Source organism: Mesorhizobium muleiense (assembly GCF_900099905.1).
GTDB lineage: Bacteria > Pseudomonadota > Alphaproteobacteria > Rhizobiales > Rhizobiaceae > Mesorhizobium > Mesorhizobium muleiense.
The window spans coordinates 1-13,093 of record NZ_FNEE01000008.1 but is presented as its reverse complement, the minus strand read 5'-3'; the positions used below and the strand labels follow the sequence as shown (position 1 = coordinate 13,093).

The 13,093-nt window shown below is 64.1% G+C and carries 13 protein-coding genes and 1 pseudogene; 3 read left to right on the top strand and 11 right to left on the bottom strand.

Going from position 1 to position 13,093, the window contains the following annotated elements:
• Positions 1-219: 219 nt before the first annotated feature.
• The 4 genes and pseudogenes from BLT09_RS15865 to BLT09_RS15850 form a co-directional block, all read right to left on the bottom strand.
• A complete protein-coding gene (locus tag BLT09_RS15865) occupies positions 220-1,317 on the bottom strand; it encodes an AbrB family transcriptional regulator (RefSeq protein ID WP_091594556.1) in 1,098 nt (365 codons plus the stop codon).
• 246 nt (positions 1,318-1,563) lie between these two features.
• Entirely contained in the window at positions 1,564-1,866 is a 303-nt protein-coding gene (locus BLT09_RS15860) for a putative quinol monooxygenase (RefSeq protein ID WP_091594554.1), read from the bottom strand.
• Between the two features lie 46 nt (positions 1,867-1,912).
• Positions 1,913-2,560: pseudogene (locus BLT09_RS15855) on the bottom strand (SDR family NAD(P)-dependent oxidoreductase).
• A 166-nt stretch (positions 2,561-2,726) separates the two neighbouring features.
• Positions 2,727-3,164, bottom strand: a complete 438-nt coding sequence (locus BLT09_RS15850) for a DsrE family protein (RefSeq protein ID WP_091594896.1) — start codon at positions 3,162-3,164, stop codon at positions 2,727-2,729.
• Positions 3,165-3,274: 110 nt separating this feature from the next.
• On the opposite strand from BLT09_RS15850, the gene BLT09_RS15845 reads away from it, so the two are divergent.
• Positions 3,275-4,384: a hypothetical protein gene (locus tag BLT09_RS15845; RefSeq protein WP_091594552.1), complete on the top strand. Its 1,110-nt coding sequence runs from the start codon at positions 3,275-3,277 to the stop codon at positions 4,382-4,384.
• A 303-nt stretch (positions 4,385-4,687) separates the two neighbouring features.
• Here the strand turns inward: BLT09_RS15845 and BLT09_RS15840 are convergent, their stop codons facing one another.
• Both BLT09_RS15840 and BLT09_RS15835 read right to left on the bottom strand, forming a co-directional pair.
• The gene (locus BLT09_RS15840) at positions 4,688-5,617 is read right to left on the bottom strand and encodes a cation diffusion facilitator family transporter (protein ID WP_091594550.1); all 930 of its coding nucleotides are present in this window, start codon (positions 5,615-5,617) and stop codon (positions 4,688-4,690) included.
• A gap of 246 nt (positions 5,618-5,863) precedes the next feature.
• On the bottom strand, positions 5,864-8,071 hold the full coding sequence (locus BLT09_RS15835) for an anthranilate synthase (protein ID WP_091594894.1): 2,208 nt from the start codon (positions 8,069-8,071) through the stop codon (positions 5,864-5,866).
• Positions 8,072-8,146: 75 nt separating this feature from the next.
• On the opposite strand from BLT09_RS15835, the gene BLT09_RS15830 reads away from it, so the two are divergent.
• Entirely contained in the window at positions 8,147-8,326 is a 180-nt protein-coding gene (locus tag BLT09_RS15830) for a hypothetical protein (protein WP_091594548.1), read from the top strand.
• A gap of 54 nt (positions 8,327-8,380) precedes the next feature.
• On the opposite strand, the gene BLT09_RS15825 is transcribed toward BLT09_RS15830, so the two are convergent.
• The 5 genes from BLT09_RS15825 to parS form a co-directional block, all read right to left on the bottom strand.
• Entirely contained in the window at positions 8,381-9,469 is a 1,089-nt protein-coding gene (locus BLT09_RS15825; RefSeq protein ID WP_091594546.1) for a succinylglutamate desuccinylase/aspartoacylase family protein, read from the bottom strand.
• 133 nt (positions 9,470-9,602) lie between these two features.
• Positions 9,603-10,979 carry an FAD-containing oxidoreductase gene (locus BLT09_RS15820; protein WP_091594543.1) on the bottom strand — a complete coding sequence of 459 codons (1,377 nt, stop codon included), beginning with the start codon at positions 10,977-10,979 and terminating at the stop codon, positions 9,603-9,605.
• A complete protein-coding gene (locus BLT09_RS15815; RefSeq protein WP_091594541.1) occupies positions 10,976-11,437 on the bottom strand; it encodes a DUF4126 domain-containing protein in 462 nt (153 codons plus the stop codon). The genes BLT09_RS15820 and BLT09_RS15815 overlap by 4 nt, the downstream gene beginning before the upstream one ends.
• Positions 11,438-11,594: 157 nt before the next feature.
• A complete protein-coding gene (locus BLT09_RS15810; protein ID WP_091594540.1) occupies positions 11,595-12,104 on the bottom strand; it encodes an RES family NAD+ phosphorylase in 510 nt (169 codons plus the stop codon).
• Positions 12,101-12,586, bottom strand: a complete 486-nt coding sequence (parS, locus tag BLT09_RS15805) for a type II RES/Xre toxin-antitoxin system antitoxin (RefSeq protein ID WP_236473042.1) — start codon at positions 12,584-12,586, stop codon at positions 12,101-12,103. The genes BLT09_RS15810 and parS overlap by 4 nt, the downstream gene beginning before the upstream one ends.
• Positions 12,587-12,831: 245 nt before the next feature.
• Between parS and BLT09_RS15800 the strand changes: the two genes are divergently transcribed.
• On the top strand, positions 12,832-13,093 hold a 262-nt coding region (locus tag BLT09_RS15800; RefSeq protein ID WP_139172603.1), incomplete at its 3' end, for a helix-turn-helix domain-containing protein.

Here is a 13,093-nt window from a genome sequence, read left to right as displayed (position 1 = left end):
TAGAGGCGGGCCCGGCTGGCGCACCGACGCGCAATCCTCGGTGGCCTACGCGTTAACCTCGATTCGGAGCCCTGAATGACAGTGGGCCGGACGACTGGTGTTTCCTATGCTACCCGACGCATTCCTGAGCGACCGGGGTGGTCCTTCAGCGGCCGCGAGCAGATTGCGGTCCATTTATGTGACAGCGCCGCAGGTCTTTCTGCAGCCGCAGACTGCCCTTTATTTCTTCAGACTTCGCGCCACCAGCCGCGCCACGCTCGGTCCGACCAGCAGCACGACGAGGAAGCGGGCCGATTGCAGCGCCATGACGAAGGAGATGTCGACATGCTGTGCGGCGGCGGCGATGATGGCGACGCTGTCCATGCCGCCGGGGCTGGTCGCCAGATAGGCGGTCAGCGGATCGATGCCGAGCATATGGCTGATCATGAAGCCGAGGCCGCCGCAGAACGCGATGAGGATGATGATCGAGCCGACGATCTGCGGCAGCGCACGCGTCGCGTGCCGCAGAATCGCCCTGGTGAAATTCAGGCCGATGGTCCAGCCGATCATCGTATAGCCGAGGGCGAGCAGCCAGGGCGGCAACTGCATCGTCACGCCAAGTCCGAGATGCACCGCAGTGCCGAGAATGAAGGTGCCAAGGAAGAAGGGTGACGGCAGCCTGAACAGCTTGCCGATGAGGCTGCCAACGAGCGCCACGCCAAGCGTCGCGGCAAATGCCAACGGATCGATCGGCGGGAACCAGATGATGGCCGGGATCTCGATGCCTGATGTGTCGACCCTTGCGACAACTGCGGCAGTCATCGAGACAAAGATGACGCGCAGATATTGCATGAAGGCGACGAGGCGCTGGTCGGCGCCGAAGGCGCCGGCCATCAGCACCATAGCGGTGGCCGCGCCCGGCGATGAGCCCCAGACCGCGGTGGTGCCGGGCAGGATACGCCAGCGGCTGATCAGCCAGCCGAGCAGACTGGACGCCGCAACGGTGGCTACCACGGCGCCGAGAAACAGCGGCCATTCCTTGTAGAAGAGCGGAAAGATGTCGGCGGAGATCGAAGCGGCGACAAGGCAGCCAACGATCGCCTGGGCGGCGCCGAACAAAGGGCGTAGCACACGCACCGTTGCGCCGTTGGTGCCGGCCAGGATCGCCGCCAGCATCGGTCCGATCAGCAGCGCTGCCGGCAAGGCGCCGAATTCCAGCGCGCCGGCAAACAGGATCGAGAAAATCAGCAGCACCAGCCACTGCCAGACCTTGGGCATCCGCGCCAGATGCTCGATGGCCGACGGGTTCGGGGCCGGTGGGTTCGGGAAAGAGTCCATATCCGGCTCTTAGACCGGCCGGCGAAAAATGCGAACCGTTTTTGCGGGGAGTATGGTGGGGGGGTGGTAACGCCTTGCGTCGCGATCCTTCGCGCCCCCTCTGTCCTGCCCTCTTTGCCATGACTCGGCATCTCCCCCACGAGGGGGGAGATTGGCAGCTTCAGCGTCCCGCCCACTCTTGCACCATCAGAGATTGGCGAAAGCCGGGACGGCCGATCTCCCCCAAGGGCGCGCTGTTCCGCCAGCCTATCCCGCCTTGGCCAACCCAAACCCACCAACAGGATGCGTTTCCACCTGGAACTCGAACCCGGCGATGATCGGCCGCGCCTTGGCAATCGCCGCCTGGACTTCCGGCAATTGCAGCGAAGCCTTGTGGCTTGCCTGGTCGGTCCATACCTCGGTCACCCAGATCGCGTCGGCATCGGCCGGATCGGTGGCGATGATGTAGCTCAGGCAGCCCGGCATGGCGCCGGTGCTGGCAAGCAGGACGTCCATCATTGCGTCGCGCTGGCCGCGCGTCGCCCGCATCTTGCCGATCAGACCATACATTGCCGGTTTCTCCGTTGCTTGCTGCGACAAGTATCCAGGTCGCCGCTCACGGCATCAACTGGCCTCCGTCGTGCCCGGTGATGCAGCCGCTCAACAGGGCTGACGAGAGGAACGCGCCGACGCAGTTCTGCGGCGTGCCGGCGCGGCCCTGCGGAATGGTGGCAACCATGGCCTGCTCCTCGGTCGAATAGCGCTCATGGAAGGCGATGGTGCCCGGCGCCACCGCGTTAACGCGAGCCGATCAGTTCCTTGGCCATGCCGCGGGTGGAGACGAGCCGAGCCATAGAGGCCGGCGCCGCCGCCGGCGCCATTGCGTGCCGCGATCGACGAGGTGTTGACGATGAAGCCGCCCTGGCGCTTCAGCCTTGGCATCGCCTGGCGTGATGCGGTCAGCACGGAGCGGGCGTTGAGGTCCGCGTCGCAATGCGCCTCGGCCAGTTCGGCTTTGGCACGCGGCCGAGGCGGCATTGTTGACCAGGCCATCGAGCCGGCCGAAATGCTGCGCGTGACGACGCGCTCGACATCGGCAGGAAACGAGAAATCGCCCTGGACCGGGAATACCTCGCCACCGCCGTTGCGGATGGTTTTGGCCAGGTTTTCGCCGACTTGAATTGTAATGCAGCGCGACGCGGCATTTCTGCGCGGCGTAAGCCAGTGCAAGTGCCGCCCCGATGCCGGTCGCGGTGACCAGCACCGCCTTGCCGGCGAGGTCGCCAAAGTGGGGGCGACAAGGGCGGAAGCGACAGGGGTGGAGGTGACACGTGTGGCGGTGTCTGGGGCGGTTGTGGTGGCTGGCATTCCTCCGGGGCTCTCCTGCCCTTCGTAGGGCCTCGCCGTGCTCATGTCCAAGCCGCAGAGGTTCAGGGCCGCAAATAGGCGTAGCCCTGGCGCTGCAATTCGGCGAGCTTGACGACGCCGCCGGTCGCGGCGGCATGGAAGCCGTCGAGCAGATCGGTGAGCGCAACGTCCATGCCCTGCATGGTGTTGGCGCAAGCATGCGGGGCCAGCCCGTCGCGGACCAGGCCGGAAAAACGGCTGGAAACGGCAGCCGACGCGCTCTTCGACTTGAAGGCGGCGAGTGCCGGTCCGTGCACGACCAGCACGATGTCGACCTTGCCGCCGGTGCCCTCATAGTGGTTCTTGATATTGCCAAGCGCGAAGCCGACCTTGTCGAGGTCGCTGAGGTGATAGGCGACCTTCTGCCTTTCCTCTGCCATGGCCGCCGCCTTGACCTGGCGCAGCCCAAGAAGACCGGCGGCGCCGGCAAGGGCCACGCGGAAAATGTCGCGGCGTCGCATCATGTCGTTCTCCACTTTGTCCTGGCAAATTGCGTGGCTTCGGCCTCGATCCTAGCATAAATTGACGTTACGTCGTGGTCGGGCGAAGAGGGGTCGGGCGAGGAGGGCACATGACATCGAAGACCATTGGGGGGAAGACCATTGTGGGGAAGACCATTGTGGGCGCCGGACTTGCTGTCGCCTTGCTGGCCGCTGTCGCCGGCACGGCCCTTGCCGACGACACGCCTGAGCTCACCGAACTCAGCCCGGACGGCAAGGATGGCTGTTTCGGGCGTATCTACGATGCCGCGCATCTCAAGCTGCACCCGAACCAGAAGGTGGGACGGATTTTCTTCTATTTTGGCAGCGATCCGGTCAGCCCTCCGAACGAGGAGCCGAGCAGGGGTCCATCCGGCTACAACGGTTTTTTGGCGACGACGGTGCGCGGCGCCTACAAGCCCGAATGGGTTGGCGGGTGGTGCGGCAAGGACGGTCCGCAGTCGGGCGAGATCCATTGCGGCATGGAATGCGACCGCACCATGGCCTTGCTGAACGTCGACGAAAAAGGCCGGCTGATCGTCTCCGGCGTGCATCGCAGCCTTTATCTCGATGCCGGCGCCGAGGATGAACTTGGCGAAACGGAGTTTTCCAGGCAGGCACTCGGCACGGAAGACGACGGCTTCCGGCTCGACCGCATGCCGGGTGAGACCTGCAAGGCCGAATTCGCGCGCATCGATCCGGTCGATCCGGCGCTGGGAGCACCGCTGCGCGAGCGGCTGAAACCGGACCAGCCGTTCTGCTACGGGCGCGACTACGATGCCGCGCATCTCGGCTCGCATCCCGATCAGCTTACCCACACCATCCGGGTTTTCCGGGGCCCGATCGAACTGGCCGCTTTCGCCAAGGATGGCGAGACGGCAAATTGGCCTGATGGCGCCGACATAGAAGTTTCCGTCACCACGCGCCAAAGTGCCGTAGAGGTCACGCAGAGCTACAGTTGTGACGGCGAAGCAGACCAGTGGCGCTGTGTGGCGAGCGGAACGACGAGCGACTTTTCCTGCGACATCGCGGCCAGGGAGATTTATCTGCGCCGCGGCGCCAACGGCACGATGATGCTGGCCAATCCCAACAGCAGCCTGCCGATCGTCGACCTGTGCTCGAAGGCAGCAGAAGGCGAGACCGCTTCCGACGACAAGGTCTATCGGCTTGAGCCGATGCCGCAGGCTGCCTGCGCGCGTTGATCGGATCCTCGGATCAGAATGGCGGCGGCAACGATCCGTCCCACCCCCCTCTGTCCTGCCCTCTTTGCCCCCACTTGGCATCTCCCCCGCAAGGGGGGAGATCGGCAGCTTCATTTGGCGGCTCTAAATTTCCAACGCTCAAGACTAGCGAAGGCCGGGATGACGACCAATCTCCCCCCTTGCGGGGGAGATGCCAAGTAGTGGCAAAGAGGGCAGGACAGAGGGGGGTGCTGTCCCTCTGACATAGAGGTTCTGCGCCGGCTCGACGTTTGTCATGGCAGGGAAGCCGGCGTCTCTCAGGCCTCACGCGAACGGCACGGCGGTCGTGCCCCTGGGCAGTTTTGCCTCGTCGTCGGGCTCGACATGGATGGTGACGCGCACCGAGGGGATTTCCGCCTTCAGCGCATCCTCGATGCGGTCGCAGATGACGTGGCTGGCGCCCACCGACATGTTGGCGTCGACGACCAGGTGGAACTCGATGAAGGTGGCGCGGCCGGCAATCCGCGTCTTCAGGTCGTGGACTTCCAGCGCGCCCTTGCAATTGGCCGAGATGATGTCGCGGATGCGCATGTGCTCCTGCGTGTCGACGGCGCGGTCCATCAGTCCGTTCATCGACGAGCCGATGACGTGCCAGCCCTGCCACAGGATGTTCAGCGCAACGATGACGGCAAGAGCGGGATCGAGGACTTGCCAGCCGGTCAGCACGGCGCCGACCACACCCATGAACACGCCGACCGAGGTCGCCACGTCGGTCATGATGTGCCTGCCGTCGGCGACCAGTGCCGGTGATTTTTCGGCACGGCCGGCACGGATCAGCGTCATGGCCCAGAAGGCGTTGATCACCGTCGCGACGCCGTTGATGGCGAGGCCGGTCCAGGGCTGTTCGAGCGGGACGGGATGCCGCAGGGACCACCACACTTCGTTGAGGATCAGAAGGGCTGCCAGCACGATCAGCACGCCTTCCAAAACAGCCGAGAAATACTCGGCCTTGTGGTGGCCGAACGGATGATCCTGGTCGGCCGGCTTGTGGCTGACCTGGATCGCCCAATAGGCGGTGGCAGAGGCAATGACGTTGACGATCGATTCCAGCGCGTCCGAATACAGCGCCACGGAGCCGGTGACGTACCAGGCCGCCAGCTTCAGGCCGAGCACGACGAAGGCGACGATGATCGACCAGAAGGCGAGGCTGGCGACCTTGCGCTTGCTGGCCGCCTTGATTTCGGCTGTTGTCATTGAGGAAGCCGCGTTCTTCGGCGCCCCCCTCTGTCCTGCCGGACATCTCCCCCACAAGGGGGGAGATCGGCTGTCATGGATGACGTCGTGCGAGATATTCGGGCTAGATCTGCAATGCTTGAGATTGGCGAAAGCCGAAATGAGAGACAATCTCCCCCCAAGTGGCGGAGATGCCAAGTTTTGGCAAGGAGGGCAGGACAGAGGGGGGCGACGTAGGGCGCAAACCTCAACACGAAACTCCTCGCCCTAAGCCGCCTTTTCCTTGGCTTTGCGCGGCAGATGCGCAACGATGTTCTCGATGATGCGCATGCCGGCATTGTGGCCGAGCGTCATGATCGATTCCGGGTGGAACTGCACTGCGGCGATCGGCTCCTTGCTGTGCTCGAAGGCCATGATGACGCCTTCTTCCGTCTCGGCGGTGACGACGAAGCCGTCCGGCAGGCGGACCGGATCGGCGAAAATCGAGTGATAGCGGCCGACCGTCACCTCCTTGGGCAGGCCGGAAAAGATGATGCCCGGCTTCGACACGCGGATGCGCGACGGTTTGCCATGCATCGGCACGTGCAGCTGCCGCAGCTCTCCGCCATAGGCTTCGGCCAGCGCCTGCAGGCCGAGGCAGACGCCGAAGATCGGCAGGTCGCGCGCGCGGGCCCGCTTGATGGTGGCGGCGCAGTCAAAATCCTTCGGCGTGCCGGGACCGGGCGACAGCACGACGAGATTGGGTTTCAGCCGGTCGAAGACCTCGTCCGGCACAGGGGTGCGCACGGTCGAGACATTGGCGCCGGTCTGGCGGAAATAATTGGCCAGCGTGTGGACGAAGGAGTCCTCGTGGTCGACCAGCAGGATGTTGACGCCGTCGCCGACGCGCGCGGTGGCGCGTTCGGTGTCGGCGGCATTGCCTGATTTGGCGTCGCGGATGGCGGAGATCATGGCGGATGCCTTCAGTTCGGTTTCGGCTTCTTCTTCCTCGGGAATGCTGTCGAAGAGCAGCGTAGCGCCGGCGCGCACTTCGGCGATGCCGTCCTTGATGCGGATGGTGCGAAGCGTCATGCCGGTGTTCATGTCACCGTTGAAATTGACCATGCCGATCGCCCCGCCATACCAGGCGCGCGGGCTCTTCTCGTTCTGCTCGATGAAGCGCATCGCCCATAATTTCGGCGCGCCGGTGACGGTGACCGCCCAGGCATGCGACAAGAACGCGTCGAAGGCGTCCATGCCTTCGCGCAGCCGCCCCTCGATATGGTCGACGGTGTGGATCAGCCGCGAATACATCTCGATCTGGCGACGGCCGATGACGCGCACCGAGCCCGGGTCGCAGACCCTCGACTTGTCGTTGCGGTCGACGTCCGAGCACATGGTCAGCTCGGATTCGTCCTTCTTCGAATTGAGCAGCTTCAGGATCTGCTCGCTATCGGAAATGGCGTCGCCGCCGCGCTTGATCGTGCCGGAGATCGGGCAGGTCTCGACACGGCGGCCGTTGACGCGCACGAACATCTCGGGCGAGGCGCCGACCAAATATTCGCCTTCGCCGAGATTGATGAAGAAGGAATAGGGCGAGGGGTTGATGGCCTTCAGCTTGCGGGAGATGTCGGAGGGCGGCGTCTCGCAGCGCTCGTAGAACATCTGGCCGGGCACCACCTCGAACAGGTCGCCGCGCTTGAAACTCTGCATCGCCTTGCGCACCAGATTGGCATATTCGCCGGGCTCATGGTCGCCGCGCGGCGGGATGCGGTCGGCGGTCCTGAACGGCTCGACGATTTCGTCGCGCGGCAATCCCTGCGTCGAAAACCCATCGCTGGAATAGTCGTAGCGGTCGGTCCAGGCTTTTGTCGAATAGTGGTCGACGACCAGAATCTCGTCGGGCAGGAACAGCACGAGGTCGCGCTGGCCTTGCTGGCGCTCGAGCTTGTAGTCGACCGGATCGAACTGGAAGGCGAGATCGTAGCCGAAGGCGCCGTAGAGGCCGAGATTGGCGTCTTCCTCCGTCTTGAACAGAGCGGTGATGGCGCGCAGCACGGTGAAGACGGAGGGAACGCGGCTGCGTTCTTCCTCGGTGAAGACACGTTCTTCGGTGAAGACCTGGGCGGGCTTGGCGACGTCGAGGCGGATCAGTTTTTTCGACGTCTCGGCGATCGTCACCTCGTCAAGGCCGCCGAGCGCCTTGCCGACCACCGGCAGAAGCATCTCGCCGCGGCTGTTCAGCGCCTCGATGCGCATGGCGCGGCCACGCGCCGAGATCACCAGCGGCGGGTCGATGATGGCGGTGTCCCAACGCGTATAGCGGCCGGGATATTCGTAATTCGAGGAAAACACGGCGCCGCGGCGTGAATTCAGCCCGTCGACATAGGCGTCGATCGCGCCTTGGTAAGGCCGTTCATGGCGCTCGCGGGTAATCGTCACGCCACCCGCGGTGACGAAGCGCTCCGCCCCGTTCTCCAGAATTTTCGTCGTCATTGCCGTCTCCATCAGCGTCTTGGCTATTTCAGCGTCTTGGATATTTCAGCGTCTTGGGGGCAACGGACCCGGGGCATGGCTTTGAAAAACAAATGGCCGCCCGGACATTCCGTTGCGGCCATCTTCTATTTTTCACGCGCACGCGTTCGAACAGGCCGCTGTCAGCGAGCCCACCACCAAACGGTCTTGATCGAGCGCATGTTCATGGCGATTCCAATAGCGGCGATTGAACGGCCGCGCAACTGGATTCAATGAAGGATCCAATGAAGGGGTGGAGAAGGGCGAGGGCATGGAGAAGGGCATGACCCCTCAATCCTCCAGCGTTCCCGATCGTGCATCGGCGCTTTTCCTGTCGCCGACCAATTTTAGCAGATCTTCGCCGGCGCGGATGATGCGCCGGGAACGCCGTGTCAGGATGATGCCTGCCTGGGGCGCGAGCACCTCGGTGCGGCCGCCGGCTTCACCTGGCGCATGGACGATGGTGGCGAGCAGCGCGCCTTTTGCCACGCGGTCGCCGGGCTTCACCTCGTAGAGGACCGCGCCCGCCCGCGGCGCCGGCATCATGTCGATGTTTTCGAGCGGCGCGACGAAACCGGTGAAAGAATTGGGCCCGGTGAAGCCGCCGGACGTGGACAGGGCCTGGTCCAGGACCACGCCGCGCGCCACCAGCAGCCGATAGAGCCCTTCGGCATCGGCGCCGGCCAGAGCGCCGTCGACATCGAGTATGCCGCGATACTCGACCGTGGTGGCGACGCGCCGGTCGAACCGCGCCACCTCTGCAGGGACCTTCAGATACGGCGTGATCGAGGCGCCTTCGAAGGTGCCGTCGGTATCTTCATCCCACAGGATCACCGCATCGATGCCCATGGCCGCCGCACAATCCGCCATGGCCGGCCACAGGCTGGTGTGGACATAGAGGTAGGCAAGGCCCTCGTCGTCGCAGTGCAGGTCAAGCACGATGTCGTGGCCGATCGACAGCTGCAGCAGCCGGCTCTTCAGCCGCTGATCGGCAGTGCCAAGCGTGGTGTCGGGCAACAATTTTACGTCAGGCGCGGCCAGCAGCGGAAAGCCGCGGTTGAAGTTGGTGCGCGTGCCCAGGTGAAAACGGCCCTGGTGCTCGCCGAAATGATACTGGGCGCGGCCGATCGGATTGGCTTGCGGCACGATGGTGATATCGCCCTTGATGCGGCCTTCGGCTTCGGCCTTTTCAAGCATCGGCATCAGCGCGTCGATGGCGACGACCCCCGGCAGTTCGCCGGCATGCAGTGCGGCCTGCAGATAGGCCGAGGATGCCGCCTTGTCCGTTCCCTCGAAGCGGAACCCTTCAAAGCGGAAGACTGGGAATTCGTAGGAAACGCCCTCGCTGTCGCCGACGATACGCTCGATCGATTTCTGCATGATACGACTCCTGGAAAGAGGCCGAACACATGCCCTTTCGCCGCTACGCTGTCGATTGGTCCAGCTTTCGGCGCTATGGGCGCAAGGCTCTCCTCGGCCGGGCGCGGACATACTGGTCCAACGCCTGCCCGGCCTACGCCAGCGGCTTCAACTCCTGGGCGATCGTCGGCAGAAGTTCCGAGACATTCGGGTGGATGTGCATGGCCCGCGCGAGCGTGCTGATCGGCGCCTTGGCGTACATCAGATCGAGCACGCAGTGTATCGCCTCGTCGCCGCCGGGGCCGAGCACCGAGCAGCCGAGGATTTCGTTGGTGTCGGCATCGGCCAGGATCTTCATGAAACCTTGCGCCTCGCCTTTCTCGACGGCACGGCCGACGCGTGTCATCGGGCGCTGGCCGACCAGCGCGCGGCGGCCGGACTTTCTTACCGCTGCCTCGGTCATGCCGCAGCGGCCGAGCGGCGGGTCGGTATAGAGCGCATAGGCTTCGATGCGATCGCTCACCCTGCGCGGGTCGCTGTCGAGCAGATTGGCGGCGACGATCTCGTAGTCATTGTAGGAGGTGTGGGTGAAGGCGCCCTTGCCGTTGCAGTCGCCCATCGCCCAGATGCCGGGCACGCTGGTGCGCAGCTGGTCGTCGACGACAATGAAGCCGCGTTTGTCGGCCTCGACGCCGGCCTTGTCGAGGCCGAGATCGTCGGTGTTGGGGGTCCGGCCTACTGCCAGCAGCACATGCGAGCCGACAGCCGGCGCCTTGCCGGCGGTGAAAGTCACGGCGATGTCGCTGCCCTGCCTGGCGAAGCTGATGTCGCCGGCGCCGAGATGAACCGTGATGTCTTCGTTCTCGAGGATGGACAGGATGGCGGCCGAGACATCCTCGTCCTCGCGGCCGATCAGCCGCGGGCTCTTTTCGATCACCGTGACCTGTGAACCGAAACGGCGAAACATCTGCGCGAATTCGAGCGAGACGTAGCTGCCGCCGACGACGACGAGGTGGCGCGGCAGCACGTCGAGATCCATCATCGACGAGTTGGTCAGGAACGGAATGTCGTCGACGCCCGGCAGATCAGGCACCGAGGCGCGGCCGCCGGTGTTGATGAATATTTTTTTGGCGCCCAGCAGGTCGTCGCCGACGCGCACGGTGTCGGCCGTCTCGAAGCGCGCATGGCCGCGAAAAAGCGTGCATCTGTCCATGCCGGCAATCCAGCTTTCGAGGTTTTCGCGGGCGTCGTCCGACACCTTGTCCTTGCGTGCCTTGATCGCCTTGTAGTCGACGCCGACCGGACCGGAGAGCGTCACGCCGTAGTCGGCGGCGCGGCGGGCGAGATGCGCGGCATAGGCGCTGGCCACCATGGCCTTGGTCGGCATGCAGCCGGTGTTGACGCAGGTGCCGCCGACCAGCTTTCGCTCGATCAGCGCCACGCTCATGCCGGCCGCCGTCAGCCGGCCGGCGAGCGGCGGGCCGGCCTGGCCGGCGCCGATGATGATGGCGTCGAATGGCTTTGCCGTCATGCCACCGCCGCCACGATCAGCAGACCACTGAGGATCGCCACCGCGTCCTCGACGAGGGCGGCGGGCTGGTCCTTGCCGAAAGCCAGCGCCAGGCGTTTGCGCAGCTCGGCGCCGCCCAGCGTGCCGATAACCGCGCCGATGGCGCCGGCGATCAGGCCGCCGACGGTGGCGCCGCCGGTCGCGCCGATCACCGCGCCGGTGAAGGCGCCCAAAGCGATGCGTGCGCCGAACTGCTGCGGCACCTTGCGGCTCGGCGTGGACGGCAACTGGTCGGTGACCAGTTCGGCAATGGCCAGGATGGTGAAGATGCCGACGGTGATCCAGTGGCCCATGAAGCTGGCCCAGGTTCCGGCGACCGGCAGCCAGCCAAGCCAGGCGCCCCAAGCGACGGCGGCAGGCGCGGTCATGGCGCGAAGGCCGGCAACGACGCCGATGAGAAGTGCAAGGATGTACAGCATGATTGATCCCTCGATCACACGGCCTGGGACAGCCCAGCCGGGGCAGGCTAGCATAGGTTCGGCATTTGACCAGAGACCTGCGATCTCTGGCATTATACGATTTTCATGGAAACGATATTGAAACAGCAGGGTAGCGAAGCAGCGAGAGAAGCAACGGTCATTTAGCAGGAGGCGGATGCAATCGCGTATCGAGCGCAAAGGCTTCCTGGGTCCTCAGGGCATAGGCGCCCTTCGCGGCGCTCGCCTCGAAGATCAGATTCCAGCTATTCTGGGATACTGCGCTCGGAATCACCACGAACCGGTGCCGTTTGAGAAGATCGTCGCCGAATGCCTGCTGCCCAGAGCTCGGAATGCCCGGACGCAGCCAATTAGGGTTCGGAACGGCGGCAGGGTCGACGATATGCACATCCGTGACATCGCTGACTATCGCCGCCGTCATCACATGCGCAATCGTGTCGAGCGTCCTAAAACCTTTGTGGACTGCGACCTCGAGAATCGCCGTCGAAGGATCGATTGAGCAGTAGACTGCGCGCACGCCCCTGCTGTTCCATCGTCCGCCGACCCTGTATGCGCCCTCGCCACTGTCCCATGTGGGCGCAAACGCAGCCTGATCGAGACGCCAGCCAACGAGGTCGGAGCCGCCAAGTGCGGCCGGCAGCGGCGTCATGCATAAACGCCGTATTCAAGCCGCTCAAGATAGTCTTGCACAAGCTCGACACCGGCCGGGGTTGCCAGAAGATCGATGGGACGGCGCTGGTCGAGCCCGATCGCCGGGCGCTCCAGCCATTGCTCGGCTTCCGCCTGTGAACCGAACACGTCGGTCGCTTTCGACAGGATCTCGGCGAATTTCCAGGTTCGTCCGCTCTGGTCCTGGCTGAGCGGCTTGGAGGGGGCGTCCTTACGACGCTGGTAGGTGCGCAAGCTCATGCCGACGGCCTTCTCGAGCGAATCAGTCTTCTGGATGAAGACGAGTTGCCCAAGCAGATGGTCCAGCGCCGAACCTGGCAGGCCGTGAACAAGCAACTCATGGGCGTCCAATGCGCTCCGGAGATGCCGCGACAGGATGCGGGCGCCACCGAGCAATCTGGCCACCTTCTGCAGTTCATTGTTTCTTGGCGCCGCAGGTGTTTTTTTCGATGCCGTCGCCACGGGCTCGCCTCCTAACGTCATCTGTCGCTTCAATATATGACAGGTGACGCGACGCTTTCAAGGGCGAGCAGGATCGAGAGCAGAGATAATGCTTCAGGTTTGCGCTGCCCCTCATTGCCCTGCCGGGCATTTCTCCCCGCATAGTGACGGGGAGAAAGATGCCGTCTGTCCGAACCGGATAGATAGGTAACAGAATGGACTGATTGCATGGGTGACAGTTTTCTCCTTCGCCGGGAGGACCGGCGATGGTTTGGCGAGAGACTGACATCATGGATGAACGACTTCGGTTTGTTGTGGAGTGCCTGGCGGGTGATGAGACGATGACGCAGCTGTGTGCTGACTTCGGGGTGTCGCGCAAGATCGGCTACAAATGGCTGGGACGGTACCGGGAGTTCGGCCCGGAAGGTCTGCATGACCGGCCGCGGGCGCCGCTCAATCATGGCCGGGCGACGGCAGTGGATCTGGTGGAGCGGATCGTTGCGGCGAAGGAGGCACACCCGCTGTGGG

Bases quoted from the DNA above. Each gene is read 5' to 3' on its own strand.
- BLT09_RS15865 (WP_091594556.1), bottom strand. From the start codon at position 1,317: ATGGACTCTTTCCCGAACCCACCGGCCCCGAACCCGTCGGCCATCGAG.
- BLT09_RS15860 (WP_091594554.1), bottom strand. From the start codon at position 1,866: ATGTATGGTCTGATCGGCAAGATGCGGGCGACGCGCGGCCAGCGCGAC.
- BLT09_RS15850 (WP_091594896.1), bottom strand. From the start codon at position 3,164: ATGCGACGCCGCGACATTTTCCGCGTGGCCCTTGCCGGCGCCGCCGGT.
- BLT09_RS15845 (WP_091594552.1), top strand. From the start codon at position 3,275: ATGACATCGAAGACCATTGGGGGGAAGACCATTGTGGGGAAGACCATT.
- BLT09_RS15840 (WP_091594550.1), bottom strand. From the start codon at position 5,617: ATGACAACAGCCGAAATCAAGGCGGCCAGCAAGCGCAAGGTCGCCAGC.
- BLT09_RS15835 (WP_091594894.1), bottom strand. From the start codon at position 8,071: ATGACGACGAAAATTCTGGAGAACGGGGCGGAGCGCTTCGTCACCGCG.
- BLT09_RS15830 (WP_091594548.1), top strand. From the start codon at position 8,147: ATGGCTTTGAAAAACAAATGGCCGCCCGGACATTCCGTTGCGGCCATC.
- BLT09_RS15825 (WP_091594546.1), bottom strand. From the start codon at position 9,469: ATGCAGAAATCGATCGAGCGTATCGTCGGCGACAGCGAGGGCGTTTCC.
- BLT09_RS15820 (WP_091594543.1), bottom strand. From the start codon at position 10,979: ATGACGGCAAAGCCATTCGACGCCATCATCATCGGCGCCGGCCAGGCC.
- BLT09_RS15815 (WP_091594541.1), bottom strand. From the start codon at position 11,437: ATGCTGTACATCCTTGCACTTCTCATCGGCGTCGTTGCCGGCCTTCGC.
- BLT09_RS15810 (WP_091594540.1), bottom strand. From the start codon at position 12,104: ATGACGCCGCTGCCGGCCGCACTTGGCGGCTCCGACCTCGTTGGCTGG.